The 26,295-nt window shown below is 63.2% G+C and carries 27 protein-coding genes; 7 read left to right on the forward strand and 20 right to left on the reverse strand.

Annotated elements, in window-relative coordinates; all coding sequences use genetic code 11:
* Positions 1-2: 2 nt before the first annotated feature.
* The 4 genes from B5M41_RS19940 to B5M41_RS19955 form a co-directional block, all read right to left on the reverse strand.
* Positions 3-1,214, reverse strand: a complete 1,212-nt coding sequence (locus tag B5M41_RS19940; protein ID WP_134649694.1) for a MotB family protein — start codon at positions 1,212-1,214, stop codon at positions 3-5.
* On the reverse strand, positions 1,211-1,864 hold the full coding sequence (locus B5M41_RS19945) for a FliH/SctL family protein (protein ID WP_134649693.1): 654 nt from the start codon (positions 1,862-1,864) through the stop codon (positions 1,211-1,213). The genes B5M41_RS19940 and B5M41_RS19945 overlap by 4 nt, the downstream gene beginning before the upstream one ends.
* Before the next feature lie 305 nt (positions 1,865-2,169).
* Positions 2,170-3,150, reverse strand: coding sequence for a flagellin N-terminal helical domain-containing protein (locus tag B5M41_RS19950; RefSeq protein ID WP_134649692.1), 981 nt, complete (start codon positions 3,148-3,150; stop codon positions 2,170-2,172).
* Between the two features lie 307 nt (positions 3,151-3,457).
* A complete protein-coding gene (locus B5M41_RS19955; protein ID WP_134649691.1) occupies positions 3,458-5,566 on the reverse strand; it encodes a hypothetical protein in 2,109 nt (702 codons plus the stop codon).
* A gap of 404 nt (positions 5,567-5,970) precedes the next feature.
* Between B5M41_RS19955 and B5M41_RS19960 the strand changes: the two genes are divergently transcribed.
* Positions 5,971-8,022 (forward strand): O-linked N-acetylglucosamine transferase, SPINDLY family protein, encoded by a 2,052-nt coding sequence (locus B5M41_RS19960; protein ID WP_134649690.1) that lies wholly within the window; start codon positions 5,971-5,973, stop codon positions 8,020-8,022.
* 13 nt (positions 8,023-8,035) lie between these two features.
* Positions 8,036-9,193 carry a UDP-galactopyranose mutase gene (gene glf, locus B5M41_RS19965; RefSeq protein WP_134649689.1) on the forward strand — a complete coding sequence of 386 codons (1,158 nt, stop codon included), beginning with the start codon at positions 8,036-8,038 and terminating at the stop codon, positions 9,191-9,193.
* Between the two features lie 78 nt (positions 9,194-9,271).
* Here the strand turns inward: glf and B5M41_RS19970 are convergent, their stop codons facing one another.
* From B5M41_RS19970 to B5M41_RS20045, 16 genes are all read right to left on the reverse strand, one after another.
* Positions 9,272-10,261, reverse strand: coding sequence for a flagellin N-terminal helical domain-containing protein (locus B5M41_RS19970; RefSeq protein ID WP_134649688.1), 990 nt, complete (start codon positions 10,259-10,261; stop codon positions 9,272-9,274).
* 257 nt (positions 10,262-10,518) lie between these two features.
* On the reverse strand, positions 10,519-11,403 hold the full coding sequence (locus tag B5M41_RS19975; protein WP_134649687.1) for a flagellin N-terminal helical domain-containing protein: 885 nt from the start codon (positions 11,401-11,403) through the stop codon (positions 10,519-10,521).
* Between the two features lie 237 nt (positions 11,404-11,640).
* The gene (fliP, locus tag B5M41_RS19980) at positions 11,641-12,387 is read right to left on the reverse strand and encodes a flagellar type III secretion system pore protein FliP (protein ID WP_134649686.1); all 747 of its coding nucleotides are present in this window, start codon (positions 12,385-12,387) and stop codon (positions 11,641-11,643) included.
* A complete protein-coding gene (locus B5M41_RS19985; RefSeq protein WP_134649685.1) occupies positions 12,384-12,908 on the reverse strand; it encodes a flagellar basal body-associated FliL family protein in 525 nt (174 codons plus the stop codon). The genes fliP and B5M41_RS19985 overlap by 4 nt, the downstream gene beginning before the upstream one ends.
* A 23-nt stretch (positions 12,909-12,931) precedes the next feature.
* Complete coding sequence (gene flgH / locus B5M41_RS19990) at positions 12,932-13,642, reverse strand: flagellar basal body L-ring protein FlgH (protein ID WP_134649684.1); 711 nt, start codon at positions 13,640-13,642, stop codon at positions 12,932-12,934.
* Positions 13,639-14,172, reverse strand: a complete 534-nt coding sequence (locus tag B5M41_RS19995) for a MotE family protein (protein WP_134649683.1) — start codon at positions 14,170-14,172, stop codon at positions 13,639-13,641. The genes flgH and B5M41_RS19995 overlap by 4 nt, the downstream gene beginning before the upstream one ends.
* Positions 14,169-15,281 (reverse strand): flagellar basal body P-ring protein FlgI, encoded by a 1,113-nt coding sequence (locus tag B5M41_RS20000; RefSeq protein WP_134649682.1) that lies wholly within the window; start codon positions 15,279-15,281, stop codon positions 14,169-14,171. Before B5M41_RS20000 ends, B5M41_RS19995 begins: the two co-directional genes overlap by 4 nt.
* On the reverse strand, positions 15,281-15,790 hold the full coding sequence (flgA, locus tag B5M41_RS20005) for a flagellar basal body P-ring formation chaperone FlgA (protein ID WP_134649681.1): 510 nt from the start codon (positions 15,788-15,790) through the stop codon (positions 15,281-15,283). Before flgA ends, B5M41_RS20000 begins: the two co-directional genes overlap by 1 nt.
* A 20-nt stretch (positions 15,791-15,810) precedes the next feature.
* Positions 15,811-16,593, reverse strand: a complete 783-nt coding sequence (flgG, locus tag B5M41_RS20010) for a flagellar basal-body rod protein FlgG (protein WP_134649680.1) — start codon at positions 16,591-16,593, stop codon at positions 15,811-15,813.
* Between the two features lie 9 nt (positions 16,594-16,602).
* Positions 16,603-16,932 carry a flagellar hook-basal body complex protein FliE gene (locus tag B5M41_RS20015; RefSeq protein WP_134649679.1) on the reverse strand — a complete coding sequence of 110 codons (330 nt, stop codon included), beginning with the start codon at positions 16,930-16,932 and terminating at the stop codon, positions 16,603-16,605.
* Positions 16,929-17,348 carry a flagellar basal body rod protein FlgC gene (gene flgC, locus B5M41_RS20020; RefSeq protein ID WP_134649678.1) on the reverse strand — a complete coding sequence of 140 codons (420 nt, stop codon included), beginning with the start codon at positions 17,346-17,348 and terminating at the stop codon, positions 16,929-16,931. Before flgC ends, B5M41_RS20015 begins: the two co-directional genes overlap by 4 nt.
* 3 nt (positions 17,349-17,351) lie before the next feature.
* Complete coding sequence (gene flgB / locus B5M41_RS20025; protein ID WP_134649677.1) at positions 17,352-17,732, reverse strand: flagellar basal body rod protein FlgB; 381 nt, start codon at positions 17,730-17,732, stop codon at positions 17,352-17,354.
* 186 nt (positions 17,733-17,918) lie between these two features.
* Positions 17,919-18,482, reverse strand: a complete 564-nt coding sequence (locus B5M41_RS20030; RefSeq protein ID WP_134649676.1) for a flagellar protein — start codon at positions 18,480-18,482, stop codon at positions 17,919-17,921.
* Entirely contained in the window at positions 18,479-19,873 is a 1,395-nt protein-coding gene (gene fliI, locus B5M41_RS20035; RefSeq protein WP_134649762.1) for a flagellar protein export ATPase FliI, read from the reverse strand. Before fliI ends, B5M41_RS20030 begins: the two co-directional genes overlap by 4 nt.
* A gap of 21 nt (positions 19,874-19,894) precedes the next feature.
* Positions 19,895-20,620, reverse strand: coding sequence for a flagellar basal-body rod protein FlgF (gene flgF / locus B5M41_RS20040; protein ID WP_134649675.1), 726 nt, complete (start codon positions 20,618-20,620; stop codon positions 19,895-19,897).
* A 2-nt stretch (positions 20,621-20,622) separates the two neighbouring features.
* On the reverse strand, positions 20,623-21,402 hold the full coding sequence (locus B5M41_RS20045) for a DUF1217 domain-containing protein (protein WP_134649674.1): 780 nt from the start codon (positions 21,400-21,402) through the stop codon (positions 20,623-20,625).
* 172 nt (positions 21,403-21,574) lie between these two features.
* Here B5M41_RS20045 and motA point away from each other — a divergent pair, with 172 nt between their 5' ends.
* The 5 genes from motA (at position 21,575) to flhB (ending at position 26,290) form a co-directional block, all read left to right on the forward strand.
* Positions 21,575-22,453 (forward strand): flagellar motor stator protein MotA, encoded by an 879-nt coding sequence (gene motA / locus B5M41_RS20050; RefSeq protein ID WP_134649673.1) that lies wholly within the window; start codon positions 21,575-21,577, stop codon positions 22,451-22,453.
* 3 nt (positions 22,454-22,456) lie between these two features.
* The gene (locus B5M41_RS20055) at positions 22,457-23,401 is read left to right on the forward strand and encodes a FliM/FliN family flagellar motor switch protein (protein WP_134649672.1); all 945 of its coding nucleotides are present in this window, start codon (positions 22,457-22,459) and stop codon (positions 23,399-23,401) included.
* A gap of 61 nt (positions 23,402-23,462) precedes the next feature.
* Positions 23,463-24,029, forward strand: coding sequence for a flagellar motor switch protein FliN (gene fliN, locus B5M41_RS20060; protein WP_134649671.1), 567 nt, complete (start codon positions 23,463-23,465; stop codon positions 24,027-24,029).
* A 30-nt stretch (positions 24,030-24,059) separates the two neighbouring features.
* Positions 24,060-25,097 (forward strand): flagellar motor switch protein FliG, encoded by a 1,038-nt coding sequence (fliG, locus tag B5M41_RS20065; RefSeq protein WP_134649670.1) that lies wholly within the window; start codon positions 24,060-24,062, stop codon positions 25,095-25,097.
* Positions 25,098-25,207: 110 nt separating this feature from the next.
* The gene (flhB, locus tag B5M41_RS20070) at positions 25,208-26,290 is read left to right on the forward strand and encodes a flagellar biosynthesis protein FlhB (protein WP_134649669.1); all 1,083 of its coding nucleotides are present in this window, start codon (positions 25,208-25,210) and stop codon (positions 26,288-26,290) included.
* The last annotated feature ends 5 nt before the right edge of the window (positions 26,291-26,295 follow it).

Consider the following 26,295-nt stretch of genomic DNA (forward strand, 5'->3'; position numbering starts at 1 on the left):
TCTCAGCCACCCTCGGCCTGAATGAGGATTTCGATGCGGCGGTTGGCGGCGGCCATCGGATCGTCTGCCACCTTCAGCCGGCGATCGGCGAAGCCGGTGACCTGGCTGACGCGCTTTTCCTCCAGCCCGCCGCGGACCAGCATGTAATAGGCGCTCTGCGCGCGATCCATCGACAGCCGCCAGTTGTCGTTCTTGCCGCCGGCAAAGGGTCGCGCATCCGTATGACCGCGAATGGCGATCGCGCCCGGCCGTCCTTCGAGGATCTTGCCGATCTTCTCCATGGCGAGCACCATCTCCTGCCGCGGCACGGCCGAACCGATGTTGAACATCGGCGTATCGAGCTGGTCGGTCAGGCTGACGAGAAGGCCGCCCTCGGTGGGCGTGACGGTCAGGCCCTCGGCAAGTTTGCCGATCGTGCCGATCTGACTGGTGATCTGCTGCTTCAGCTCTTCCGCCTGCTTTTCTTCCGTCGCCTTGGCTTCCTCCACCTTGGCGGCCTCCTCGGCCTTCGCCTGCGTTTCGGCATCCGCCTGTTTCAGCGCATCTTCCACGGTGCGGTCTGTATCGACGGCAGCCATCTGCGTGGCGGACTGGTCCTTGTTTGGGCTTGCTTCGCTGCCGGCATCGGTCGCCTGCGAGATTTCCACCTGCTGCGTCCAGAAATCGGGATCGAACGGGTCGCGGTACGCCTCACCGCCATTCGCACCCGTGGCGGGGCCCGAATTTGCGGCGCCGCCGTCGCCCTTGGCGCTTACATTCGCCTGCTGGCCGACTTCCTGCGCGATTTCGGACAGGACGGAATAGGGATTGTTGAAGAAGTCAGCCTCGGAATACTGCGTCTCCTCGCCGGCCGTCGTCTTCTTGTCCTTGCCGTTTTCCGCGCCGTTGCCGCTTTCCTGCTTCTGGCCCTGTTCCTTGGACTTGTCCTGCGTGGCCTCGCCTTCGGCCGTGTTGGCAGGCTTCTTGACCGATTTTTCGGCCGGCTTGTCGTCGGTCAGCTTGATCGGATTGAAATAGGAGGCGACCGAGGCTTTCGTTTCCTCATTGGCCGCATTGACGAGCCACATGACGAGGAAGAACGCCATCATGGCCGTCATGAAGTCGGCATAGGCGATCTTCCAGGCGGCGGAATGATGATCCCCGTCATGGTCGCCGTGGCGTTTGACGATGATGATCTCGTTCTTGCCGTGGTGATGATTTTCGCCGTCGCTCATCCAAGCACCTTGCTGACGGTGTCGGCCCAGGCGGCCATCCGCGTTACCAGAACGGCGTCACCGAATTCCACCGTCAAATCCACATCCTGCACTTCGATGTGCCGGAAGACCGGCATCGGCTCGTTGAAATGCGATTTCAGCTGGTCGAAGAGGTCTGCCGGCCCCTTCACCGTGATCGTCACGCCCTCGCCTTCCTGCAGGCCTTCGACAATGACGCGGGCGAGATCGGAAACCGCGCCCTGCGTCAGCACCTGGCTCATCACCGGTGCCAGCACCTGGGCGGCCTGGGCGGCAACGCTGTCGGCCACCGCGGCGGTGAAGGCCGAAAAGCGTTCGGCCAGCGCCTCGGCATATTCCTGTTCGTATCGCACCTTGAGCGATTCGAGCGCTGCCTGATGAGCGCTTTTCAGGGCAGCCAGCTCGGCCTCGTGCCGGGCCAGAAGCTCCGCCTCGGCGGCCGATCGGCCTTGTTCGAACGCCTCGGCCCGCTCGGCCTCGACGTCTACGGCAGGCAAGGCAGGCGCGATGGCAAAGGGCTCCGTCGCTGCGCCGTCATCCCGCTGCGCGAAGCTCGACGGCTTGAACAGCGGCGCCGGCGGGCGGGCGGGTGCGCTGAAATCCTTGAGATAACGGGCAAGATGCACACTCATGCCGGCCCCCAAGAAACCGCATCGTGCCCGACGAACGCGCAAAAGGCCCGGCGGGGAGACCGCGGACCGCTTGAACGCTCGCTCTCGAAAACACTTGTACCTGACAACACCGGTGACCTGTCTCCTGGACATAGCGCCCTCCGGGAGGCGGAAAGCGCACAATCTTCCTGATCGTGCCATCGAGCCTAGGGGTTCAAACTTGTGCGAGGATGAAGGGTGCTGGGCCGCGCCAGGGCAAATAGCGCGACCCAGCCGCCCGTCCGGCCGATGACCAGCGGCCGGGCGGATGGAAACCTCTTAGGCTCTTACTGGCGGAAGAGCTGGAGGATGTTTTCGGCGCTCGAATTGGCGATGGACAGCGACTGGATGCCGAGCTGCTGCTGGGTCTGCAACGCCTTGAGGCGGGTCGATTCCTCGTTCATGTCGGCGTCCACCAGGCGGCCGATGCCCTTGTCGATCACGTCGCCGAGCGTGGCAACGAAGCTCTCCTGCATTTCGATGCGCTTGGTGATGGCGCCGAGCGTGGATGCCGCGTTGGTCAGGTCCTTGAGGATGAAGTCCGTGACGCTGATCATCGCGTCCAGTTCCTCATAGGTCGTGTCGTTGGTGATCTCGATCTCGGTGCCGGTGTCGGGCGTGGCCGAGTCGATCGTCTTGCTCATGTCGATCAGGTAGTAGTCACCCGTGAGCGCCGTCGGATCGGATGCCAGCGTCGAGGCGTCGATCGCCTTCGTCAGATAGCCGTCGGCGGGGTTCTCGACATCGATCAGCACGGAATTGGCGGTATCGAAGTCCAGCGTGGCGACCTTGACGTTGCCGTCGGCCGAGCGAACGAAGGACGCGACGACGGACTTGACGCCGAGCGCATCGGTGCCGGCGTTGTAAAGCCAGTTTTCGCCGGAGAAGGAAGCGGACTGCGCGGCCGAGACCAGCTGGTTCTTCAGCTCCTTGATTTCATCGTTGATCTTCGTCTTGTCGACGCCGGGCTCGCGGGCGGCGACAAGCTTCGCCTTGATCTCGCTGAGCACGTCGATGACGTTCTCCAGCGCCGTATAGGCGGTATCGACCTTGGCGGCGCCGAGGCCGAGCGCGTCGGCGACGGTGGAGATGGCGCGGTTGTCCGACCGCATGGTCGTGGCGATCGACCAGTAGGCGGCATTGTCGGCGGCGGTTTCGACGCGCAGGCCGGAGGAGACGCGCGCCTGCGTCGTCTGCATGTTGGTGTCGATGGAACGGAGCGTCTGCAGCGCCGCCATGGCGGCGGAGTTGGTCAGAATACTGGTCATTGGCACTTGCCCTGAAATGAAGTGTCGGGGACATGCCGGAGTGAGGCGGGACCGGTAACGCGGAGGGGCTTCATGCATCCGACGCGCTTGTTTGCCCTGGCGTCGGTCCAACGTTCTTAAGCATTGGTTAACGAGGAATGGTTAACAAATGGTTAATGCCGTTAAGGAAGGCTTAAGGGAGATTGCGAGAGCGTAAATTCGAACGCCATCAGGACATAGCGCAGCACAGCAGGCGACCAAAACAAAAGCGGCGCGACCGAGGTCGCGCCGCCATGTTTCGTTAGGTACTGCCCGAGGCAGCAAGAGCTCAGGAGTTGCTTTCGGCGTAGGCTGCGATCACCGCGAGCAGGACGTCGTTCTGCATGGCAGCAACCTGCTTGTCGCTGAAGGACTTGATCTGGGTTTCGCCCAGTTCACCGATCTGGTCGACGGTAAGACCCGAGACCGCCTTGATATTGATCGCTGCGATTTCGTCATCCGCGAAGGTCGCCAGCGCGGTCTTCGTGAAGGCGCCGATTGCCGTCGAGGACATGACTGCGATCTGCTCCTTTGTGAAGGCCGTCGCCTGGGTGTCGCTGAACTCACCGATTTGGGTCGCCGTAAGCGCTGCGGCCTGCTTGGTGGTCAGCGCCGTGACCTGGGCATCGGTCAGAGCCTGAATCTGGCCGACCACCAGAGCAGCAACCTGCGCGGTCGTCAGAGCCTTGATCTGTCCGTCGGTCAGGTTCTTGATCTGCTCGTCCGGGTCGAGAGCCGCGACCTGGGTCGTGGTCAGCGCTGCAAGCTGCTTGTTATCGAGGTGAGCGACGTTGATTGCCTTGATCTGATCGGCATCGAGGCCAGCGATCTGCTTCGTCGAAAGCGCCTTGACCTGCGCTTCAAGCAGTTCCTTGACCTGCGTGTCGGGGTCAAGCGCGTTCAGCTGCGTGACGTTCAGCGCCTGGATCTGCTTGTCCGTCAGCGCCTTGAGCTGCGTGGCGTCGAGACCGGCGATGTGCGCGTCGCTGAGGCCGGCGAGCGACTTCGGCTTGATCAGGGCGATTTCGGCATCCGTGAAGGTCTTGAAGTCTTCAGCGGAGATGGCGGCGAGAGCTGTGGCGCTCAGAGCGGCGACCTGGGTTTCCGTCAGGTTGGTGGCGAGGTCGCCGGTAAGCGCAGCCGCCTGCTCTGCCGTGATCGAAGCGACCTGCTTGGTGGTCAGGTCGTCGATGAGGGTCGCATCGATCGTGGCGATATGGGCGGAGGTCAGGCCGGAGAAGGCCTTGACGCTGATGGACTGAAGCTGGGCGGCGTCGAAATTCTTGATCTGGTCCGCGTTACCGAGAGCGGTGATGGCAGCGGCGTTGAGGCCGGCGATCTGCTGGGTCGTCAGGTTCTTGACCTGATCGTCGCCCAGAGCGCCAAGCTGGGCCGGCGTGAAGGCCGCAACCTGCTTCGGCGTCAGATCGGCGATCTGCGTGTCACCGATCTTGGTGACATCCAGGGCCTGAATCTGCGCCGTCGTCAGCGCCTTGACCTGGGTGGCGTCAAGTGCCTGCACCTGGGTAGCGCCATCGAGGTCGCCGATCTGGGCAACCGTCAGTGCAGCGATCTGCTTGGCGGACAGGTCCGTGATCTTGGCGCCGAGATCGGCAACGTCGAGAACCTTGACCTGTGCGGCCGTGAACGCCTTGATCTGCGTGGCGTCGAAGGCGCCGAGCTGGGTGGTGGCATCGAGAGCGCCCACCTGCGTATCCGATAGCGCGGCAATCTGCTTGGCGGTGAGGTCCGTGGCCTTGCCGGCCAGCGCCGTGACATCGATCGACTTGATCTGAGCGGCTGTGAAGGCCTTGACCTGGGTGGCATCGAGAGCAGCGTAGGCATCCGCGTCGAGCGCGGCGACCTGCGTGGCGGTCAGAGCGGCGATCTGCTTCGTGCCCAGCTTGCCGGAGGTGACGAGAGTCGCCGCGTCCGCATCGGAGAGGGCGGCGATCGTCTTGGTGCTGATCGCGGCGATTTCGTCGTCGGCAAGCGCGGCAAGACCACCGGTCAGCGCGATGATGCCGCTGATGGCCTTTTCATCGAGCGCCTTGATGTGCGTCTTCGTCAGAGCCGTGACCTGGGCGACGTCGAAGGCGTCGTCGTTTTCAGCGTAGATTGCCGAAACCTGTGCGGCGGAAAGGTTCGAAACGCCGGTGCCGATCGCGGCGATCTGTTCATCCGACAGGCTCTTGACGGCCGAGATGGTGATGGCCTTGAACTGTGCGGCCGTGAAATCCTTGACGCCATCCTTGTTCAGGGAGGCGAGCTTTTCGCCGTCGAGCGTCTTGATCTGCGCTGCGGACAGCGACTTCACGTCCTCAGCCGTCAGGCCGGCGAGAATGGTCTTGTCGAGAAGGGCGAACTGGGCGGGCTTAAGGGCGGAAATAATCGACATCGTATCTACCTCGGTGCTTGGCCAAATGTGATTCTTCGCAAGACACAGCCACAGCATGAGGACAACGGTCTCTCATGCTTGCTCCAAGGATCGCTCCGGACGTGTAAACGCCAGGAATCCCGCAAGACGAAGAATGTTTAAGGAGGACATGGCTCGCACGAGCCTGCGCATCGGGGCGTCATGCTTCCGGGCGCTTCGAATGAGCCCGATCCCTATGCCAGCAGCCGCCAGTTTCCGCGACTGTGCCAGTGTTAGGATACAACCTTTAATTTCCGATTAACGGCGCATGCCATGATCCCTGAATAGAACAGGGGCGGCCAGCCCGAAGCAAGTCTGGGCGGCTATGACGGCAAGACCCTTCAACCGCCCAAATCGGGCTGAAAGGCCGATGCCGACAGGATGCCATGACTGCCAATTTCCCCCTAGACGCCGTGCCGGGCAACCCGCTTCTCGAACTCATGGCGCGCGCCCGCAACCAGCAGCTTGCGCTTGCCGATCTCTTCCAGTCCGCGGAGAACCTTTCGGCGGCCGGGCATCGACCCGCGGCCGCGGAGATCTACAAGCTCTGGATCGCGTTCAACGACAAGAATCCGCTGCTGCACCTCGCCTATTTCAACTATGCCGTCACGCTTTCGTCGCTTGGCGATACCGCAGGCGCCATGCATGCGCTGCGCGCCGCGATCCGCATCGAGCCGCAATTCGGCCAGGCCTATATCAATCTCGGTCGGACGCTTGAGGATTGCGGCCTGATCGGACCGGCCGTCGAGCAGTGGCAGGCCTATGCCGACGCGACCGCCGACGTCACCCCGGACAGGATCACCCACCGGCTGCTCAGCCTGCAGCATATCGGCCGCGTACTGGAGGGGGCGGACAGGCTGGAGGAAGCCGAAGCCGCGCTCTGGCAGGCGATGGAACTCGCACCGACGCGGCCGGAAGCGGCGCAACACTGGATTTCGCTGCGCATGCGCCAGTGCAAATGGCCCGTGCTGCAGCCTTCCCTTTATGTCACGCCGAAGCAGTTCATGGAGGCGATGTCGGCGATGTCGATCGCCTGCTATGCCGACGATCCCCTCTTCCAGATGGCCAAGGCCTATCGCTACGCCCGCACGACCGTCGGCCGCCCGGCGGACCTGGCGGCGTTCAGTCCCAAGCCGGTGCGCCGGAAAACCGGCACCGGGAAGCGGCTGCGCGTCGGCTACCTCTCCTCGGACCTGCGCCAGCATGCCGTGGGCTTCGCGCTGAGCGAGGTGCTGGAGCTGCATGACAAGGCAAGCGTGGAAATCTACGCCTATTATTGCGGCGATCCGGCGCCTCTCGATCCCACGCAGGCGCGTATCCAGCGGGCCGTGGATCACTGGCGCGACATCGCCAAGCTGAACGACCTTGACGCTGCGCGGATGATCGCCGACGACGAGATCGACGTGCTCATCGACGTCAACGGCTATACGAAACACGCGCGCACCGCGATCTTCGCCTACCGGCCGGCACCCGCGATCGTGAACTTCTGCGGCTATCCCGGCACCATGGCGAGCCCCTACCACCAGTACATGATCGCTGACGAGCGCATCGTGCCGCCGGAAAACGAGCTTTATTATACCGAGAAGGTTCTGCGCATCCCCTGCAACCAGCCGGTGGACCGCGCGCGCCTCGTCAATCCCCGTCCCACGCGGGCGGAAGCGGGGCTGCCGGACGATGCGTTCGTCTTTGCAAGTTTCAACGGCATGCAGAAGATCACCGCCCCCTGCTTTGCGCGGTGGATGACGATCCTTGAGGCGACCCCCGGCAGCGTGCTGTGGCTGCTCGCCGGCGACGACGTGGCCAACGAGCGCCTGCGCAGCCGGGCAGCGGAAAGCGGTATCGCGCCGGACCGTATCATCTTCGCCGGCAAGGCGCAGAACCCGGATCACCTGGCCCGTATCGGACTTGCCGATCTTTTCCTCGACACCTTCCCGTACGGCGCGCATTCGACCGCCGCGGACGCCATCACGCAGGGTCTGCCGGTGCTGACCGCGGCGGGCAAGAGTTTTGCCGCTCGCTTCTGCGCCAGCATCGTGGCGGCCGCCGGGATTCCCGAGCTGATCTGCGACGGGCCGGACGATTATGTGCGCACCGCCATCGCCCTCGCGCAGGATCCGGCACGGCTTTCCGGTATCCGCCGTTCCCTGGAGGAGCAGCGCGAGACCTGCGCATTGCGCGATATTCCCGCGCTCGCGCGCCGGCTCGAGGCGATCTTCTGGCAGATCCAGGGCGAGGCGGAACGCGGCGAAACGCCGATACCGGATCTGCGCAATCTCGACATCTACCACGAGATCGGCACCCAACTGGCCGCCGCGGAAATCGAGTTCGAGGATGACGCAAGCTACCGCGCGCGCTACCGGGCCGAGCTTGCCGCACTCGACGCCTATGCGCCGCTTCAGCCGGATGCGCGCCTGTGGCCCGCGAACGCAGCGACCTGAAACGGAGCGGTGGATGCGGGCGAAGGACAGGATACTCGTTGTCGGCGCCGGGCTTTCCGGTGCCGTCATCGCCCGGGAACTGGCGCAGGAGGGGTTTCAGGTCGAGGTCATCGATGCGCGCGACCATGTCGCCGGCAACTGCCATACGCAGCGCGATCCCGATACCGGCGTCATGGTGCATGTCTATGGGCCGCACATCTTCCACACCGATGACATGGAGGTGTGGGACTATGTCAACGGCTTCCAGACCTTCCGGCCCTACAAGAACCGGGTGAAGACGGTGAGCGGCGGGCAGGTCTATTCACTGCCCATCAACCTGCACACGATCAACCAGTTCTTCGGGACATGCTTTCGCCCGGACGAGGCGCGCGCCTTCGTGGAAACGCAAGCCGATACCTCCATCACGGAGCCCAGGACCTTCGAGGAGCAGGCGCTCCGCTTCGTCGGCCGCGACCTCTACGCGGCCTTTTTCGAGGGCTACACCCGCAAGCAGTGGGGCTGCCCGCCCGCGGACCTGCCGGCCGCCATCCTCAAGCGCCTGCCGGTGCGCTTCAACTACGAAGACGACTATTTCTCCCACGCCCATCAGGGCATGCCGGAAGACGGCTACACCGCGATGGTCGACAACATCCTCGATCACCCCGACATCACCGTGAAGCTGAAAACCCGCTTCGACCGGACGCAGAGCGATGGCTTCGCCCACGTCTTCTATTCCGGTCCGCTCGATGGCTACTTCGACTACGGCCATGGCCGGCTGGGCTATCGAACGCTGGATTTCGAGCGCTTCACGCATCAGGGTGACTACCAGGGCTGCGCGGTGATGAACTATGCCGACCTCGCGGTACCCTATACCCGCATCACCGAGCACAAGCATTTTTCGCCCTGGGAGGCGCACGAAGGATCGGTGTGCTACCGGGAGTTCTCACGTGCCTGCGGTCCCGACGACATCCCCTACTACCCGATCCGCCTCGTCGAGGAGAAGGCGCTGCTTGCCGACTACGCGGCGCTGGCCGAGCGCGAGACCGACGTCACCTTCGTCGGACGGCTCGGCACCTATCGGTATCTCGACATGGACGTCACCATCCGGGAGGCGTTGGATACGGCACGCCTTTACCTCGAACGGAGGGCAACGGGCGGCGTGATGCCGGCCTTTCTTCACGCGCCGCTCTGACGGGCGCCCTAAAACGGCAAAGGCCCCGGCTGAGCCGGGGCCTTCGAAACTGCGTCAAACTTTCTATCCGTCTTCCGATTAACGGAAGAGCGAGAGAATGCCTTCCGACGAGGAGTTGGCAATCGAGAGCGACTGGATGCCAAGCTGCTGCTGGGTCTGAAGGGCCTTGAGGCGGGTGGACTCTTCGTTCATGTCGGCATCGACCAGGCGGCCAATACCCTTGTCGATGGCGTCCGTCAGCTTGTTGGCGAAATCTTCCTGCAGGTTGATGCGCATGGAGATCGAGCCGAGCTGCGAAGCAGCCTTCGTCATCTGCTGGAGGCCAGCTTCCACGAGCGACAGGGCGTCGGCCATGTCGGCGTCCGTGTAGTCGGTGATCGTCATGTTGACGATGGTCGTGGCAGCATCCCAGTCGGCGGAAGCGGCCGTTACGCCGAGATCGTCGATAACCGAGCCGAGGATACCGCCGGCGCTTTGCGTGTGATCGTCGTTATCGACAGTCGAGAACAGAACGTTGGAGTTCGTGCCGGCGGCAACGTCCGGAAGGTCCTGAAGCGTGTAGGTCGTGGTGCTGACCTTGACCGTGCCGTCGGCGCTGCGGATGAAGCCGGAGACGACGGTCTTGTCGGCAACGTTGGTCGGGTCGGTGTTGGTGTTGTCGTAGACAAGCCAGTTCTGGCCGTTGAATGCGGCGCCGCTGGCGATCGAGACGAGCTGCTGCTGCAGCTGCGTGATTTCTTCCTGAACCTTGGCCTTGTCGACGCCCTGTTCGGTGGCGGCGGTTACCTTGGCCTTGATTTCCTTGACGACGTCGATGGCGGCTTCCATGCCGGCATAGGCGGTATCAACCTTGGCGGCGCCGAGGCCGAGAGCGTCCTGAACAGCGGAAAGAGCCATGTTGTCCGAACGCATCGTGGTCGCGATGGACCAGTAGGCGGCGTTGTCGGAGGCTTCGCCGACGCGCATGCCCGAGGAAACACGATCCTGCGTGGTTTCCATGGAGCTGCCGATCGAACGCAGGGTCTGGAGAGCGGACATAGCCGCGACGTTGGTAAGAATGCTGGTCATGAGATGCGTGCCCCTTGAGTGGCTGACTGAGGAAGGGCATTCCGGATGTTAGCCGGGGAACGGTGGTCAGCATCATGCCTGCTAACCGGTTAAGTTTCTTGGTTAACCCACCGTTTCGATGGGCCAAGAAAACCGCAATAAAGTTAATGAAGTCTTGAGCGCGGAAAAAAAATGCAAAAAGCCGCCCCCGTCACCGGGAGCGGCCTTTTCGAAGGTGGGGCGCGGGTCAGCCTTCCGCGCCTTCCTCCATCCGTCTATTAACGGAAGAGCGAGAGGATGTTCTGCGAGTTGGAGTTCGCGATCGACAGCGACTGGATCGCCAGCTGCTGCTGGGTCTGCAGGGCCTTGAGGCGCGTGGACTCTTCGTTCATGTCCGCATCGACGAGGCGGCCTACGCCCTTGTCGATGGCGTCGGAAAGCTTCGAAGCGAAGTCTTCCTGAAGCGTGATGCGCTTGGACAGCGAGCCGAGCGTCGAGCCGACGGTCTGCATGCTGGACAGAGCGGTTTCGACCGTGTCGAGGTGGGCGGCCATGGCGGCGTCGTCTTCGGTGCCGTCGAGTTCGATGGCCATGACGTTGGCGAGAATGCCCGAGGCGTCGTCGACCGTGCCGGTGGTCGGGTCATAGGGGCCGAAGAGCGAACCGGCCTGGGCGTCGTAAGTCGCGGTCGTGACCTTGACGGTGCCGTCGCTGCCGCGAACGAAGCCGGTTACGACAGTCGCGTCGTCCGCACCGCCAGCCAGCCAGTTTTCGCCGTTGAACGTGGCGCCAGCGCCGATGCTCTTCAGCTGTTCCTGGAGCTGCTTGACTTCTTCCTGGACCTTGACCTTGTCGACGCCCTGTTCGGTTGCCGTGACGAGCTTGGCCTTGATTTCCTTGACGACGTCGATCGCAGCTTCAACACCGGCATAGGCCGTGTCGACCTTTGCGGCGCCGAGGCCGAGGGCGTCCTGAACGGCGGAGAGGGCTGCGTTGTCGGAACGCATGGTGGTCGCGATCGACCAATAGGCAGCGTTGTCCGAAGCCGCGCCAACACGCATGCCGGACGAGATGCGGCCCTGCGTCGTTTCCATGTCGTTGTTGATCGTGCGCAGCGTCTGGAGAGCTGACATTGCAGACGTGTTGGTGAGAATGCTCGACATTCTAGTTGTCCCTTTGAACGAAATACTGGTGGGGACATACCGGACTGAAAAAACTTACCGGTTACGACGGTCGGCCTCATGCCAACTCGGTGCTTCAACGCAGTGAAGGGAAACCAAACCCGTCGTGTTGAGGCAAAAGTCGCAGCCAATCCTTGCCAACTCCTTAAGTCGGAAGGAAGCATTCAACCCGTTGAAAAACAGGGTAAATAGCCGGTAAAGCGCTATGGTTAAGAGGGTCTAACTGAACGACCGCACGAGGCTGCCGACAAGCAGGTTCCAGCCGTCGATCAGCACGAAGAACAGGATCTTGAAAGGCAGCGAGATCGACGTCGGCGGCAGCATCATCATGCCCATCGCCATGGTGATGGTGGCGACGATCAGGTCGATCACGAGGAAGGGCAGCACGACCAGGAAGCCGATCTCGAAGCCGCGGCGGATCTCCGAGATCATGAAGGCGGGAATGACGACGCGCAGGTCCGCGACATTGTCCTGGACGACCGTCTGGCCGCGTTCTTCGGCGAGCGAAATGAAAAGTTCGATGTCCTTGTCGCGCGTGTTGGCGACCATGAATTCGCGGAACGGCTCGGCGATGCGTTTGGCAGCCTCCGTCTCGTCGATCTGATTGGCGATCAGCGGTTCGACGCCGTTCTGCCATGCGCGGTCGAAGGTCGGGGCCATGACGTAGAAGGTCATGAACAGCGCAAGCGAGACGAGAATCATGTTCGAGGGCGTGGTGGCAAGGCCCATGCCCGAACGCAGGATCGAGAAGGCGATGACGAAGCGCGGAAAGCTTGTCACCATGATCAGGATACCGGGCGCGACCGACAGAACGGTCAGGATGCCGAAGGTGCGGATGATCCAGGACGCCGCCGAACCGTCGATGGGCCCATTGAGGAGACCACCCGGCAGTTGCAGCTGCTGCTGGGCATAGGCCGCACCGGTCATCGCCATCATGGCGACAAAGGTCAGGAGGACGCGAATCATTCGATCACAAAGGTTCGGAACATAACGTTGGTTACGCGCCCTTCAGACCTGAGGTCAACCCGCTCCTGGAGGTCATCCCTGAGATATTGGAAGCCGCGCGGTCCCTGCACCTGCTGGAGCGACACCGTGCGCATATAGGCCATGATGTCCTGGTGGATTTCCTCCGCCAGGGCGACATCCGGTGCGTCCTTGAACATCAAGGCGACTTCGAGCCGCACGCGGTTGTCGGAGGGGTAGGCGAGATTGCTGGTGATCGGGTCGAGAAGCACGATGCCGTTCGCGGGCGTGGAGATGTGCGGCACCTCCTGCCCCTCCGCGCCCTTCCCGCCGCCACCATGACCGCCTTCGGCGGCAGCGGCTGCCGGCTCGGCCTTCGCGACCTCCTCCGTGGGCGGTGGGGCGAGCATATTGCCCACAAGCCAGCCGCCGCCGCCTGCCAGGAGCGACAGGACGGCGATGACCGCGATGGTGATGACCGGAGAGGACTTTTTCTTCTCAGTGCCCTGATCGTCGTCCGCCATGTGTTTCTTTCCGTATTGGAGCGTCAGATCGGCGAGAACAGGTCGAGCGCCTGCTGGCCCCATGGCGGCTGCTGCACCTCGGTCAGGCGGCCGCGGCCACCGTAGGAGATCCGGGCCTCGGCAATCCGCTCATAGGCGATCTGGTTGTTGGCATCGACATCCTGCGGCCGCACGATGCCGGCGACGTTGAGGATGCGCAACTCATGGTTGACACGCACTTCCTGCGAGCCGCTGATGAGAAGGTTGCCGTTCTCGATGACGCCGGTGACGACGGCGGCAACGAGCAGGTTCAGCTTTTCCGAGCGCTCGGTCGAGCCGTCACCCTTCGTGCTCGTCGATGACCCGAATTTCAGATCGCCGTCCGCATCCACACTGCTCGAGCTGGTCTTGCCGCTGAGGCCGAAATTGATGCCGCTCTTGTTGGTGCGCGAGCGGTCGGTCTTGTTGTCGAAGCTCGCCTTGTCATTGACGCGGATATTGACCGTCAGGATGTCGCCGATCTTGAAGGCGCGCGAATCCTTGAAGAGAGCCGACTGCTGGTCGCTCCAGATCGAGTAGCCGGAAACCGCCGTGCGGGGCTGCTTGGGATACATGGCCATCTGCGGCGTGGCGGCATAGTTGAGGCCGCTGCCGATGGGGCTCATCGCCGGCGCCTTGCCGATCTCCTTGATCGCCTGGTTCGAGCAGCCGGACAGGGCCAGCGCCACGGAAAGTGCGACGGCTGTCTTCTTCATGACGGGTCCTTTGACGTGTTCGCATCGCTCGCAGACGCGATGATGCGGGTGAGCATGGCGGCCTTGTCGGCCGGCATTTCCCCCAGAATGGTGCTCGATTGGCGCGGCGGCAGCTTCATCACGATGGCCGAAGCGATCTCGGGATCGAGTTCGGCCAGCTGGGAAGCCGCCGCGTCCGGCTTCATCTTGCGGTAGATTTCGACGAGATTCGCCTCGGCGGACTTCAGGAAGTCGTTGCGCCGCTTCAGCCAGTCCTCGTATTCGGCCCGGCGCGCCTCCAGCGTCTTGATGCGCTCGTCGACGCCCTTCTGGAGGTCTTCGAGTTCCTTCTTCTGGAGAAGGTAGCGCTGGTCGCGCGCCGCATCGGCGATGTTCGTGCAGAACTCGCGGATCTCGTCGGCGCTCGCCTTCGTCGTCATGATGACCGGGCGCTCCTCGGCATAGGCGCCGGGAATGGCCAGCATCACGACCGCGGCGAATGGCAAGGCCAGCCGCCGCAGAAGAGTGGATGTGGTCGTGCCTGTCGTCATTGCAGTACCAGTTCTGCCTGGAGGGCCCCTGCGGTCTTGATGCTCTGCAGGATGGAGATGATGCCATCGGGCTTGACGCCGATGCTGTTGAGGCCGGAGACCAGCGAGCGGAGGCTGGAGCCGTCGATCATCGCGACATTGCCGCCTTCCTGCTGGACGAGGATATCCGTGTTCGGCTGCACCGCCGTCACGCCGCGGGAGAACGGCTCCGGCTGCACGACCTGCGGCATCTCGTTGACCTGCACGGTGAGCGTGCCGTAGCTGACGGCGACGGGCGAGATGCGCACATCCTGGCCGATCACGATGGTTCCGGTCCGCTCGTTGATGACCACGCGCGCCGGCACGTCCGTCTCGACGACGAGGTTCTCGATATCCGCCATCAGGCGGGCGAGATCGGCCATCTTCGGTTTTGCGATATAGACCGACTGCGAATCGCGCGATTCGGCGATCGGCCCGCCGTACTGGGCGGCCGCATAGCGGTTGATCGCGTCGGCCATGCCGACGGCCGTGGAGAAATCGGGGTTGCGCAGTTGCAGCACGAGATCGGCGGCGTCCTTGAAACGCGAAGGCAGCTCACGCTCGATGATGGCGCCGTTCGGCACGCGGCCGGCCGTGGTCACGCCCTGCTGCACGGTCGCAGCATCGCCGCTTGCGCTGACGCCGGTCACCACGATCGAACCCTGCGCGACGGCATAGATCTGTCCGTCGGCGCCGGAAAGCGAGGTCATGACAAGGGTGCCGCCACGCAGCGAAGCGGCGTCGCCAAGCGAGCCGACCGTCACGTCGATCCGGCTGCCGGGGCTGGCGAAGGGCGGCAGGTTCGCGGTCACGAGAACGGCGGCGATGTTCTTGGCGCGCGTCTGCGTGCCCACCATCGAAATGCCGAGGTTCTGCAGCATCGCGCGCATGGACTGTTCGGTGAACGGCGAGGAGCGCATGCTGTCGCCGGTGCCCTGGAGACCGACGACGAGGCCATAACCGATCAACTGGTTGTCACGGCCGGCCTGCAGCGAGGCCACATCCTTGATGCGGGCCGCCGGCAAAGCCGGTCCCGCCGCGAGCATGACACAGGCGAGGACGGCGACGGCACGAAGGAACAGGAAACGCATCATTTCACCACCACATGGACCGTGCCGTCATCCATGACGGTGCCGGAGACGATCACGCCGGTATCCTTGTTGCGGACCCGCACCAGTTCGCCCACGGAACCGTCCTGAAGCGGCGTTCCGGCAGCGCGCAGGACGAGCGATCCGTTGTCGAAGACCAGGCTGATCGTGGTGCCGCGCGCGACGGCGAAGGGTTCGCGAAGCGCCGACGTCAGGATCACGCGACCGGGAAGCAGGGTCCGCTTGCTCACCAGCCCGCTGACCGCGCCGATGCTTTCCGCATAGCCCTTGACGATGTTCGGGTTGGTGACCTCGACCTCTTCGAGCTGGCCTGCATCAAGCGCCTCGCCGGGATAGATGATGCGCTTGGGCACGACGGCCATGCGGGCATCGGCAAGGGCCGCGTCTGCCACGAGGAGACCGGCCAGCACGGCGGATACGGCGAGAACCGCGCGGCGCAGTGTTGGAAGGGTCTTTCCCGTACGAAGGGCTTCTGTCAGGCGAAACATCATGTTCCCCGGGGTTCCGGTTGCTATCTCAGGTTCTTGCTGACCACGGCGGCCATTTCGTCGGCGGCCTGGATGATCTTGGAGTTCATCTCGTAGGCGCGCTGGGCGGAGATGAGGTCGGTGATTTCCTTGACCGGGTCGACGTTGGAGCTTTCCAGGTAGTTCTGCTGGATGTAGGCGAAGCCCTCCTCGTTCGGCGTGCCGACATTGGCGGCGCCGGAGGCGGCGGTTTCGCGGAAGAGGTTTTCGCCCATCGGCTCGAGACCGGCCTCGTTGACGAAGTTCGCCAGCGTGATCTGGCCGAGTTCCTGCTGCTGGCCCGCAACCGTCGCGAAGACCTGGCCCGACTTGTTGACGGTCACTTCCGTCGCATCGACGGGCACCGTCATGCCCGGCACGACCGTGTAACCGTCGAGGGTCACGATCTGTCCGTCGGCATTGGTGTTGAAGGCGCCGGCGCGGGTGTAGAGGGTGGTGCCGTCGGGCGCCTCGATCTGGAACCAGCCGCGGCCGATCAGCGCCATGTCGAAGGAGTTGCCCGTGGACACGAGGCCGCCCTGGAGATGCAGGTTACGCACGGCAGCCGTCTTGACGCCGAGGCCGATGATAACGCCTTCCGGCACCACGGCCTGGTTGGCCCGGTTCGGAACGCCGGCAGCACGCTCCGTCTGGTAGAGCAGATCGGAGAACTCGGCGCGCGCACGCTTGTAACCCGTCGTGTTGATGTTCGCGATGTTGTTGGCGATGACTTCGAGGTTGGTCTGCTGCGCGTTCATGCCGGTGGCGGCAATGGCAAGGGCTTTCATGTCCGGTCCTCAGATCTGCATTCTTGCGATTTCGAGATAGGCGGTGACGACCTTGTCGCGGAAGGCGATGGCGGTCTGCAGCGTCTGCTCGGCGTTCATGACGGCATCGACGACCTCGCGGGTCGATGCCTTGCCCTGGATGGCGTCGAATGACTTGGTCTCGCTGAGCTTCAGCGCGTTGGTCATGTCGGTCGCCATGTCGCCCATGACTTGGGCGAAACTCATCTGGCCGGTGCCCTGCGCGGCGGCGCCCGAAACGAGGCCGGAGGCCGTCTTGTCGACGCCCGACAGGGCATCATTCGGGAAAAGCGAGCTGACGCCCTTTACGCTGTCGATCATTGCGAGGCCCTCAGAAGGTCGATGGTCGCGCTGATGAGGTCGCGCGATTGCTTGATGCTTTGCAGGTTGGCTTCGTAGGAGCGGTTCGCCTCGCGCATATCGGCCATCTCGACCAGCACGTTGACGTTCGGCATCTTGACGTAGCCCTTTTCATCCGCAGCCGGATTGCCGGGGTCGTATTCGGTGGTGAACTCGCCCTCGTCGAAACCGAGACGCGATACCTCAACGGTCGAGGAGCCGCTCAGGCGGTCCAGCTCGGAGGTGAAGGTAACGGTCTTGCGGCGGAACGGATCGGCGCCGGGCGTATCACCGGTCGAGCGCGCGTTGGCCAGGTTTTCCGAAACGATACGAATACGTGTCGACTGCGCCTCCAGACCGGAGGCTGCTACTTTCAGGGAGGCTACAAGAGGATCCATTTCTTACCTTCTGACTGTCATCAGCATCATGCGATGGAAGGCCTTGACGAGGCCGGCATTCAATTCGAAGTCACGCTTGACCTGACCCTCTTTCATGAGCTCATCGGCAAGCCCGACGGTATTGCCGGATTCCTGCACGCCGATCTCTTCGGTGGGCTTGGTCGTGATGACGCGGCTGGCCATTTCGGTTTCGGTGAAATGACCGGGATGCGTTGCCGCCATGCGGGCACTCGTGGTTTCGAGCACCGATTGAAAGGGTGTGACGTCCTTCGCCTTGAAACCGGGTGTGTTGGCGTTGGCGATGTTGCCTGCAACGACACTCTGGCGGGTCGCGAGCCATTCGGCCTGTTTCGATGCCAGTTCAAACAGTTGTATCGGTTGCATGACAAGCTCCATCCTTGTTCATGGCGAACCTAGGGAACCAATCTTGCGCGGGACTTGCACTTGCGGAACCTATCACACAAGTGCCTGATTTTCAGGGGAATTAAGTGATGCGCCACAGAACGGCAAACGGCCGGCAGGCGCTCGATGCGCCTCCGGCCGAATCGAAAAGGCAGGTTGGTCCGCCCGTCAGTTCCGCTTGATGATGTCGCCGTTCGAGGTGACGATGACCCAGGCGCCGTCGCGCTGCTCCAGCGTCGCCAAGCGGCTGTTATCGGGCAGGATGGAGCCGACGCGCACGATATACATGCCGCGCGCATCCTCGATCAGTGCCCGGCCGTTTGCCACATGCATCAAGCGGAAGCCGGAATTCGCCGGCAGCGGCTGGTTCAGACCCGTCTCGACGGGTGCACCCAGCGTCTTCTCCTTGCCGAGACCCGATGTGGTGGCGGTGGCAACCGGATCGAGACTGTCGAGCGCCCGCGTCTTGTCGTCGTCCACCATGGCGGCCGGCGAAACGCTCATGACCTCCTTTGCGGCCGTTTCGGGCAGATTGCGGGTCGATCCCTGCCAGAGGGTCGGCACCGAGAATTTTCCCGGATTGAGGAAGACATACCAGGGAAAGAAGGCCGCGCCCGCAGCAAGCAGGACGCCGGTGCCGACGAGCACCTTGTCGCCGGCGCTGTAACCTGCCTTTTCTATCCGCTTCAGCGGCTGAACAGGTTGATCCGCATCGAAATCCGTCACTATCATCCCCTTCGCACGGCCGGTGCGCCGCCCTGCTGGGCGGCCGCGTTCTTGAGCGCGGTCGCCAGGTCGGTGAATGCATCGCCGGCCGGCCGTTCACCCGGCGTCTGTTTCAACACTTCGTAGATGATCGGCACCTGCTTGATCGCCATGTCGAGATCGGGATCGGCACCGGGGCGATAGCCGCCGATGAGGCGCAGGTCGCGCGTTTCCTCGAAGCGGTGGATCAGCGATTTCAACCGGCCGACGAGCTTCTCCTGGTCCGGCGTCCAGGCCTTGCGGGCAAGGCGCGAGATCGAGGCGAGCGGGTTGATGGGCGGATAGCGCCCCTCTTCCGCAAGGCTTCGCTCCATGACGATGTGGCCGTCGAGAATGCCGCGCGTCGAGTCGGCGATCGGATCGTTGTGATTGTCGCCGTCGACGAGGATCGAGATGATCGCCGTGATGCTGCCCGTGCCTTCCGCGCCCGGGCCGGCGCGCTCCAAAAGGCGCGGCAGCTCGGTAAAGACCGAGGCGGGATAGCCGCGCGCGATCGGCGGTTCGCCCGACGCCGTCGCCACTTCGCGGATGGCGTGGGCAAAGCGCGTCACGCTGTCGATGATCAAGAGAACGTTGTCGCCCTGATCGCGATAGTGCTCGGCGATGGTGACGGCGGTCAGCGGCGCCATCTTGCGCAGCATCGGGCTTTCGTCGCTGGTGGCGACGACCGCCACGGACTTTGCGAGATTGTCGCCGAGCGTATCCTCGATGAATTCGCGCACCTCGCGGCCGCGTTCGCCCACCAGCGCGATGACGACCTTGTCGAAGGCATCCGCCCGCGCCAGCATCGACAGAAGCGTCGACTTGCCGACACCCGAGCCGGCGAAGATGCCGAGACGCTGGCCGAGGCAGAGCGGTGCGAAGATATCGATGGCGCGGACGCCCGTGCTGAAGCCGGTTTCGACGCGCTTGCGCGTCATCGACGGCGGCGCGGAATTGGAAATCGACCGGCGGACATCCCCCTGGACCAGCGGACCAAGGCCATCGATGGGCTCGCCGAGCGCATTGATGGTGCGCCCGCACCAGGCGGCGGTCGGCGCGACGCGGAAGGCGCCCTTGCGGATGACCGTGTCGTGGATGCCGATCGGCTCTCCCGGCTCGATGGGGCAGACCACCACCGAATCCGTATCGACACGCACGACTTCACCCAGATGAACACCCGTCGCGCTCTTGTGCGCGACGAACTCGCCGAGCCGCACATGGCGCGACAGGCCGCTGACGGTGTAATTGCCGGCCGCGATGGTCTGGACGTGGCCGCCATGGGCAACCGAGAATTCCGGGGACGCGTAGCGCCGCACCAGCCCGGCCAGCGCATTGAGCTTGCGCGCGCCGTCGGCCGTGCCGGGAACCTTCGCCATGTTGCCTTGGGATGCCATGGTTTACTTGCTGCCCCCGAGCGTGCGGACCGCCTCGTTCATCGAATCCTCGCTGCCGCGCATCAGTGCGGCGATGTTCTCGAAGGCGCGCGTGACCTGGATGAGCTGCGTCATCTCGGCGATGGCGTTGACGTTCGATTCCTCCACGTAACCCTGCATCACGCCGGCATCGACGCGGTCGAGGATCGGCTGCGGCGCCCGCGCGGGGATGATGCCGCTGTTGCCGGCGCGCACGAAGCCGCCCGACAGATCCGCCTCGAAAATACCGAGGGCTGCGACCGGCCGGCCATTCTGGTTGAGCTGGCCGTCTGCACTGAGCGTGATCGGGCCGGCATTGCCGTCGATCTGGATCGGACCGCCGCCGGCATCGAGCACGGGATAGCCGTTCAGCGTGACGAGCTCGCCCGCCTCCGTCAGGGTGAAGCGCCCGTCGCGGGTGAGCGTCGCGCCGGCCGGCGTTTCCACCTGGAACCAGGCGTCGCCCTTGATGGCGAAATCCAGCGCGCCGTTGGTCTGCGTCATGCCGCCGTTGCGGGTCGAGAGGAATTCCTCGCCCTGCGAAACGAAGGCGACATCGGCGTTCTTCTGGTCGCTGACGACCTGGTTGAACTTCACTTCGGTGGCGCGGAAACCGACAGTCGTGGAGTTCGCGACGTTATCGGCAAGCGTTGCCATGCGGCGGTCGAGTGCAATCTGGGACGAAAGCGAGACATAAAGCCCGGTCTGCATGCTCAGCGGCCTCCGAGTTTCAGGTTGTTGATGGAAAGAAGCAGGTCCGTCGAAATGCCTGTCAGGCTGGACGGCTGGAAAACGGTCAGCGGATCGTAGCTGCCGGAGGGGTTTTCGAGTTCCCACATCGCGGTGAAGCGCTCGAGGAGCTTGCCGACCTTCGCGGGATCCTTGAGGTCGTCGAGGTCAAGGATGTCCTCGTAGTATGCGGCCTGGCGGTCCACATCGGTCGCCGCGAACTCGGCAGGAAGCTGGAATGCCGTGCGCACGACCTGCGCCAGCGCATCGTCGGCGATGATGGAATAGCCCGACGTGATGGACGAGGCCATGCGTTCGAAATAGAGCGCGAGCCGCACGCCGGTATTGTCCTCGCCGGCGCTGACCTCCAGCGTCTGGCGCATGTACTTGTCGGCAATGCCTTTCTGGGCGCGCTCGAAGGTGGTCGCCAGCTCGCCGTGGCGGGCGAAGTTCAGCGATTCGGCCAAGGCCTTGTAGCGTGTGTCGGAAAGCTGGTTCGCGAAGGCGCCCTTCTCGTCGACGCCCTCCGTCAGCACCTTGCGCATGAAAGCCTTGGCATAGGCCATGTCGTCGAGGCCGTGCGCCTTCATGGCGTAGTTGTAAAGACGGCTGTCGGCGAAGAAGTCGTCGATCGATTTCACGTCGCCGATCTTCGACAGGTAATATTCGGTCTCGCGCTTGACGTCCGGCTGCTCCGACACGCGCGTCAGCGATGTCTGGAGGTCCGAGGAAATCAGCTTGTAGCTCGTATAGGTGGTCGTCACGATGGCCCGCCGATCAGGGTTCACGAGGGCGCGAAGGCCCGTTCTGAACCATGATCCTGCGGGGTTTTGCTTGTGCGAACCTGATCCGCGAACCCACCCTCTGGTACAGCTTCACGCAAGGCTGGAACCGTATTTCCGGAAGGGTCAGAACTGTGTCGGGACACCTGCGCTTATGAACATTGTAATCGGCCTCATCGTCACCATCGGCTGTATCCTCGGCGGCTTCATGGCCATGGGCGGCCATGTCGAGGTGCTCAACCAGCCATTCGAGCTCCTGATCATCGGCGGCGCCGGGGTCGGCGGCTTCATCGTCGCCAACACGATGAAGGTGATCAAGGAAACCGGCAAGGCGCTCGGGGAAGCCTTCAAGCACAAGGTGCCGAAGGAACGCCACTATCTCGATACGCTGGGGGTGCTCTACAGCCTGATGCGGGACCTGCGCACCAAGTCGCGCAACGAGATCGAGGCCCATATCGACAACCCGGCAGAGTCGCCCATCTTCCAGTCCGCGCCGACGGTTCTCGCCAACAAGGAACTGACGGCCTTCATCTGCGACTACGTCCGCCTCATCATCATCGGCAATGCCCGCAGCCACGAGATCGAGGCGCTGATGGACGAGGAAATCCAGACGATCACGCGCGACAAGATGAAGCCCTACCAGGCGCTCTCCACCATGGGCGACGCCTTCCCGGCCATCGGCATCATCGCCGCCGTTCTCGGGGTCATCAAGGCGATGGGCAAGATCAACGAATCCCCCGAAGTGCTCGGCGGCCTCATCGGCTCGGCGCTCGTGGGCACCATGCTCGGCATCTTCCTGTCCTATTCCATCGTCACGCCCATCACCACCAACATCAAGGTGGTGCGCGAAAAGCAGAATCGCCTCTACGTCATCGTCAAGCAGACGCTCCTCGCCTACATGAACGGCTCCGTTCCGCAGGTTGCCCTGGAATACGGCCGCAAGACCATCTCCTCCTATGAGCGCCCGTCCATCGACGCCGTGGAACAGGAGATGATGAATCCCGGTGGCGGCGGCGATACGAAGGCGGCCTGATCGATGAGCACAGCGACCGTAACCGCAGCCCCGTCCATGGATCCGATCGTTCTTGCGCGCCTCACCGGCAAGCTCGGCGACCGCGAGACGGTCTCCAAGCTTTGCGCCACGCTCGGCGACGTGTTCTCCGAATTCCTTCCGGACATGCTGGAAAGCGAACTCGGCTTCGAGGTCGCCGTCTCCTATGCCGGCTTTACGATGGGCAAGTTCGGAGAACTGACGGAAGGCCTCGGCGGCGCCATGGCCTTCTGCGATGCGTCGCTGCGCGACTGGTGCGAGCATTTCACCCTGATCTGCGACAGCCCGCTCATCATCACGCTTGTCGAGAACATGCTCGGCGCCGTCAGCGATTCCATCGAGGACCCGCAGCCGCGGCCCCTTTCGAAGATCGAACTCGACGTCGCGGCCATGATGTTCGACCGCATCTCCGGCGTCCTGAAAACCGCGGTTTCCAGCGCGACCAGCTTCGAACCCCTGCTCGGCGCCGCGCACAACGCGGAACTGCGCAAGCCCGTCGAAGACGGCACACAGAACGCGCATGTCGCCATGGTCAACATGGCCGTCGGCATCGGGCCCGTCCTCTCGACCTTCCATGTCGTCATTCCGCAGGCGACGCTGCTGAAATCCGTCATCGCCGCGCCAAGGCCGGCGAATGTGGCGAAGACCCGCGCCGAGTGGAGCGAGCAGCTCAGCGAGCAGGTCCGCCGCTCGAAGGTGACGCTGGAGGCGCGCATTCACCTGGAGCCGCAGACGCTCGACACGATCAGCCGCCTGCAACCCGGCGACATCATCCCCTTCAACGAAGCGGGCGACGTGCGCGTCGACGTGAACGCCAACGGCCGCAACCTCTATGTCTGCGAGTTCGGGCGGTCGGGCGCCCGCTACACGGTTCGCGTCAAGGATACCTACGGCTCGGAGGACGACATCCTCCAGCACATCATCGGATAGTTCGCATCCGGCTTCGGCCGGCGGCTAGCCTCAGGCAAGTTTCGAATGGAATAGTGATCTTATGGCACCCAAGAAGACACCCATCGCTGACGACATCACGCCTTCCATCAATGCGGGCGACCAGGAACTGGAGCAGGCGATCGACGACCTGCGCGGCGTTCTCCAACAGGACGCGACGTTCGACGGCGGCGTTCCCGCCACCCTCGACGACGACCCGCTGGCGGCCTTCGGCGGTGATTTCGGCGGCGGCGCGGCAAGTACCGATTTCGGGGGCACCGATTTCGGTGGCTCGAATTTTGGCGGCTCGGATTTCGGCGCCGGCAGCGATTTCTCCACCGAGGTGAAGGAAACGCCGCGTCCGGGCAGCGCCATGCAGTCCAACCTCGACCTCATCATGGATATCCCGATCGATCTACAGATCGTTCTCGGCTCGTCGCAGATGCAGGTCTCCGGCCTCATGAACCTCAGCGAAGGCGCGACGATCGCGCTCGACCGCAGGATCGGCGAGCCCGTCGAGGTGATGGTCAACGGCCGTGTCATCGGCCGCGGTGAAATTACGGTTCTGGAAAACGACGACACCCGTTTCGGGGTGAAGCTCATCGAAGTGAAGAGTACACGCAAAGTCTGATACCCGCTGAAGGGGTCAGGGGGACAATCCATGATGGATTTCGAAAATTTCGGCACGTCCACGGCGCTTGGTTCGCCGCTGTCGCCGGTGGAAAAAGCCGCAGCGGTGCTGCTTGCCATGGGCAAGGGTGTCGCCGGCAAGCTTCTGAAGTATTTCACCCAGAGTGAACTGCAGGCCATCATCGCCGCGGCTCAGAACCTGCGCGCCATTCCCCCACACGAACTGATCGACCTCGTCAACGAGTTCGAGGACCTGTTCACCGAAGGCGCGGGCCTCATGGACAACGCCAAGATGATGGAAGGCATTCTCGAGGAAGGCCTGACGCCGGACGAGGTGGATGGCCTGCTTGGCCGCCGCGCCGCCTTCCAGGCGTTCGAAACGACGATCTGGGATCGCCTTCAGGATGCCGATCCGGTCTTCGTGGCGCGCTTCCTGCTCAACGAGCACCCCCAGACGATCGCCTATATCCTGTCGATGATGCCGTCCTCCTTCGGCGCCAAGGTGCTGCTGGAAATTCCGGAAGACCATCGCGCCGACATCATCAACCGTACCGTCAACCTGAAGGACGCAAGCCCCAAGGCGACCGCGATCGTCGAAGCGCGCGTCATCGAGATGATCTCGGCGCTGGATGCGGAGCGCAACTCGGTCGGCTCGAACAAGGTGGCCGACCTCATGAACGAACTGGAAAAATCCCAGGTCGACGAAATGCTCGCCTCGCTCGAAACGGTCTCGACCGAATCGGTCAAGAAGGTTCGCCCGAAGATCTTCCTCTTCGAGGACGTCCTCTACATGCCGCAGCGCAGCCGCGTGTCGCTGTTCAACGACGTGTCCGGCGACATCATCACCGCTGCCCTGCGCGGCGCATCGATGGAACTGCGCGAATCGGTGCTTTCCGCCATCGGCGCGCGCCAGCGCCGCATGATCGAATCGGACCTCGCCGCCGGCGACCAGGGCAATCCGCGCGAAATCGCCATCGCCCGCCGCTCCATCACCCAGGAAGCGATCCGCCTCGCCGCAGCCGGACAAATCCAGTTGAAGGAAAAGGAACAGGAAGCCCAGGCCGCCTGATCCGCCTTGACAGGCTGATCCTGCAAGCCGAGCGTATTTTCGGCCCGAATCTCCTGTGGGGGTTCGGGCCGCCTGCTTTTCTGGCAGGCTGATCAAGCCGGAGCGCGCGAGTGGCTGACGACGACGACAAGGACAGCAAAACAGAGCTTCCGACCGAGAAGAAGATTCGCGACGCCATGGAGAAAGGCAACACGCCGTTCTCCCGCGAGGTCACGATCTTCGCCTCGACGCTCGCCATCTATGTCTATCTCGTCTTCTTCCTGCCCGGCGGCGTGGCGCGGATGAACGAGACGCTGCGGGATTTCTTCGAACAGCCCGAAGCCTGGAACCTGAAATCCGGCACGGACGTCATCGCCATCTTCCGCCATCTCGGCTGGGAAGCGGGCGGCCTTCTCCTGCCCATCCTCATCATGATGATGGTCTTTGGCGTTGCCTCGTCAGTCTTCCAGAACCTGCCGAGCCCCGTACTGGAGCGCGTGCGGCCGCAGATGAACCGGCTGAGCCCGATCAAGGGCCTCACCCGCCTCTTCGGCAAGCAGGGGCTTGTCGAATTCGTGAAGTCGCTGATCAAGATCATGCTCGTGTCGCTGGTCGTCGGCATCATGATGCAGACCAACTACTTCTCGTCGCTCGACACGATGTTCTCCGAGCCCGCAACCCTGCTCTACATGATGGGTTCGGACGTCAACAAGGTCCTGCTGATCATCCTCTTCGCCACCGCCATCATTGCCGCCATCGACTTCGCCTGGACGCGCCATCACTGGTTCACCGAGCTCATGATGACGAAGCAGGAGGTGAAGGAGGAAATGAAGCAGGCGCAGGGCGACCCGATCGTCAAGGCACGCATGCGCTCCATCCAGCGCGACCGCATCCGCCGCCGCATGATCACCGCGGTGCCGCGCGCCACCCTCGTCATCGCCAACCCGACTCACTTCGCGGTCGCGCTGCGATATGTCAGGGAGGAAGGCGACGCGCCGGTCGTGGTGGCCAAGGGCCAGGACCTCATCGCCCTCAAGATCCGCGAGATTGCGGAGGAGAATGGCATACCCGTTTTCGAAGATCCGCCGCTCGCACGCTCAATGTTTGCGCAAGTCTCGGTGGATAGTGTCATTCCGCCGGTGTTCTACAAAGCAGTGGCGGAGCTGATTCACCGGGTTTATGCAGCTTCGCCCCAGACCAGACGGGTAAATTAAATCCG

Source organism: Shinella sumterensis (assembly GCF_004514425.2).
GTDB classification, from domain to species: Bacteria; Pseudomonadota; Alphaproteobacteria; order Rhizobiales; family Rhizobiaceae; genus Shinella; species Shinella sumterensis.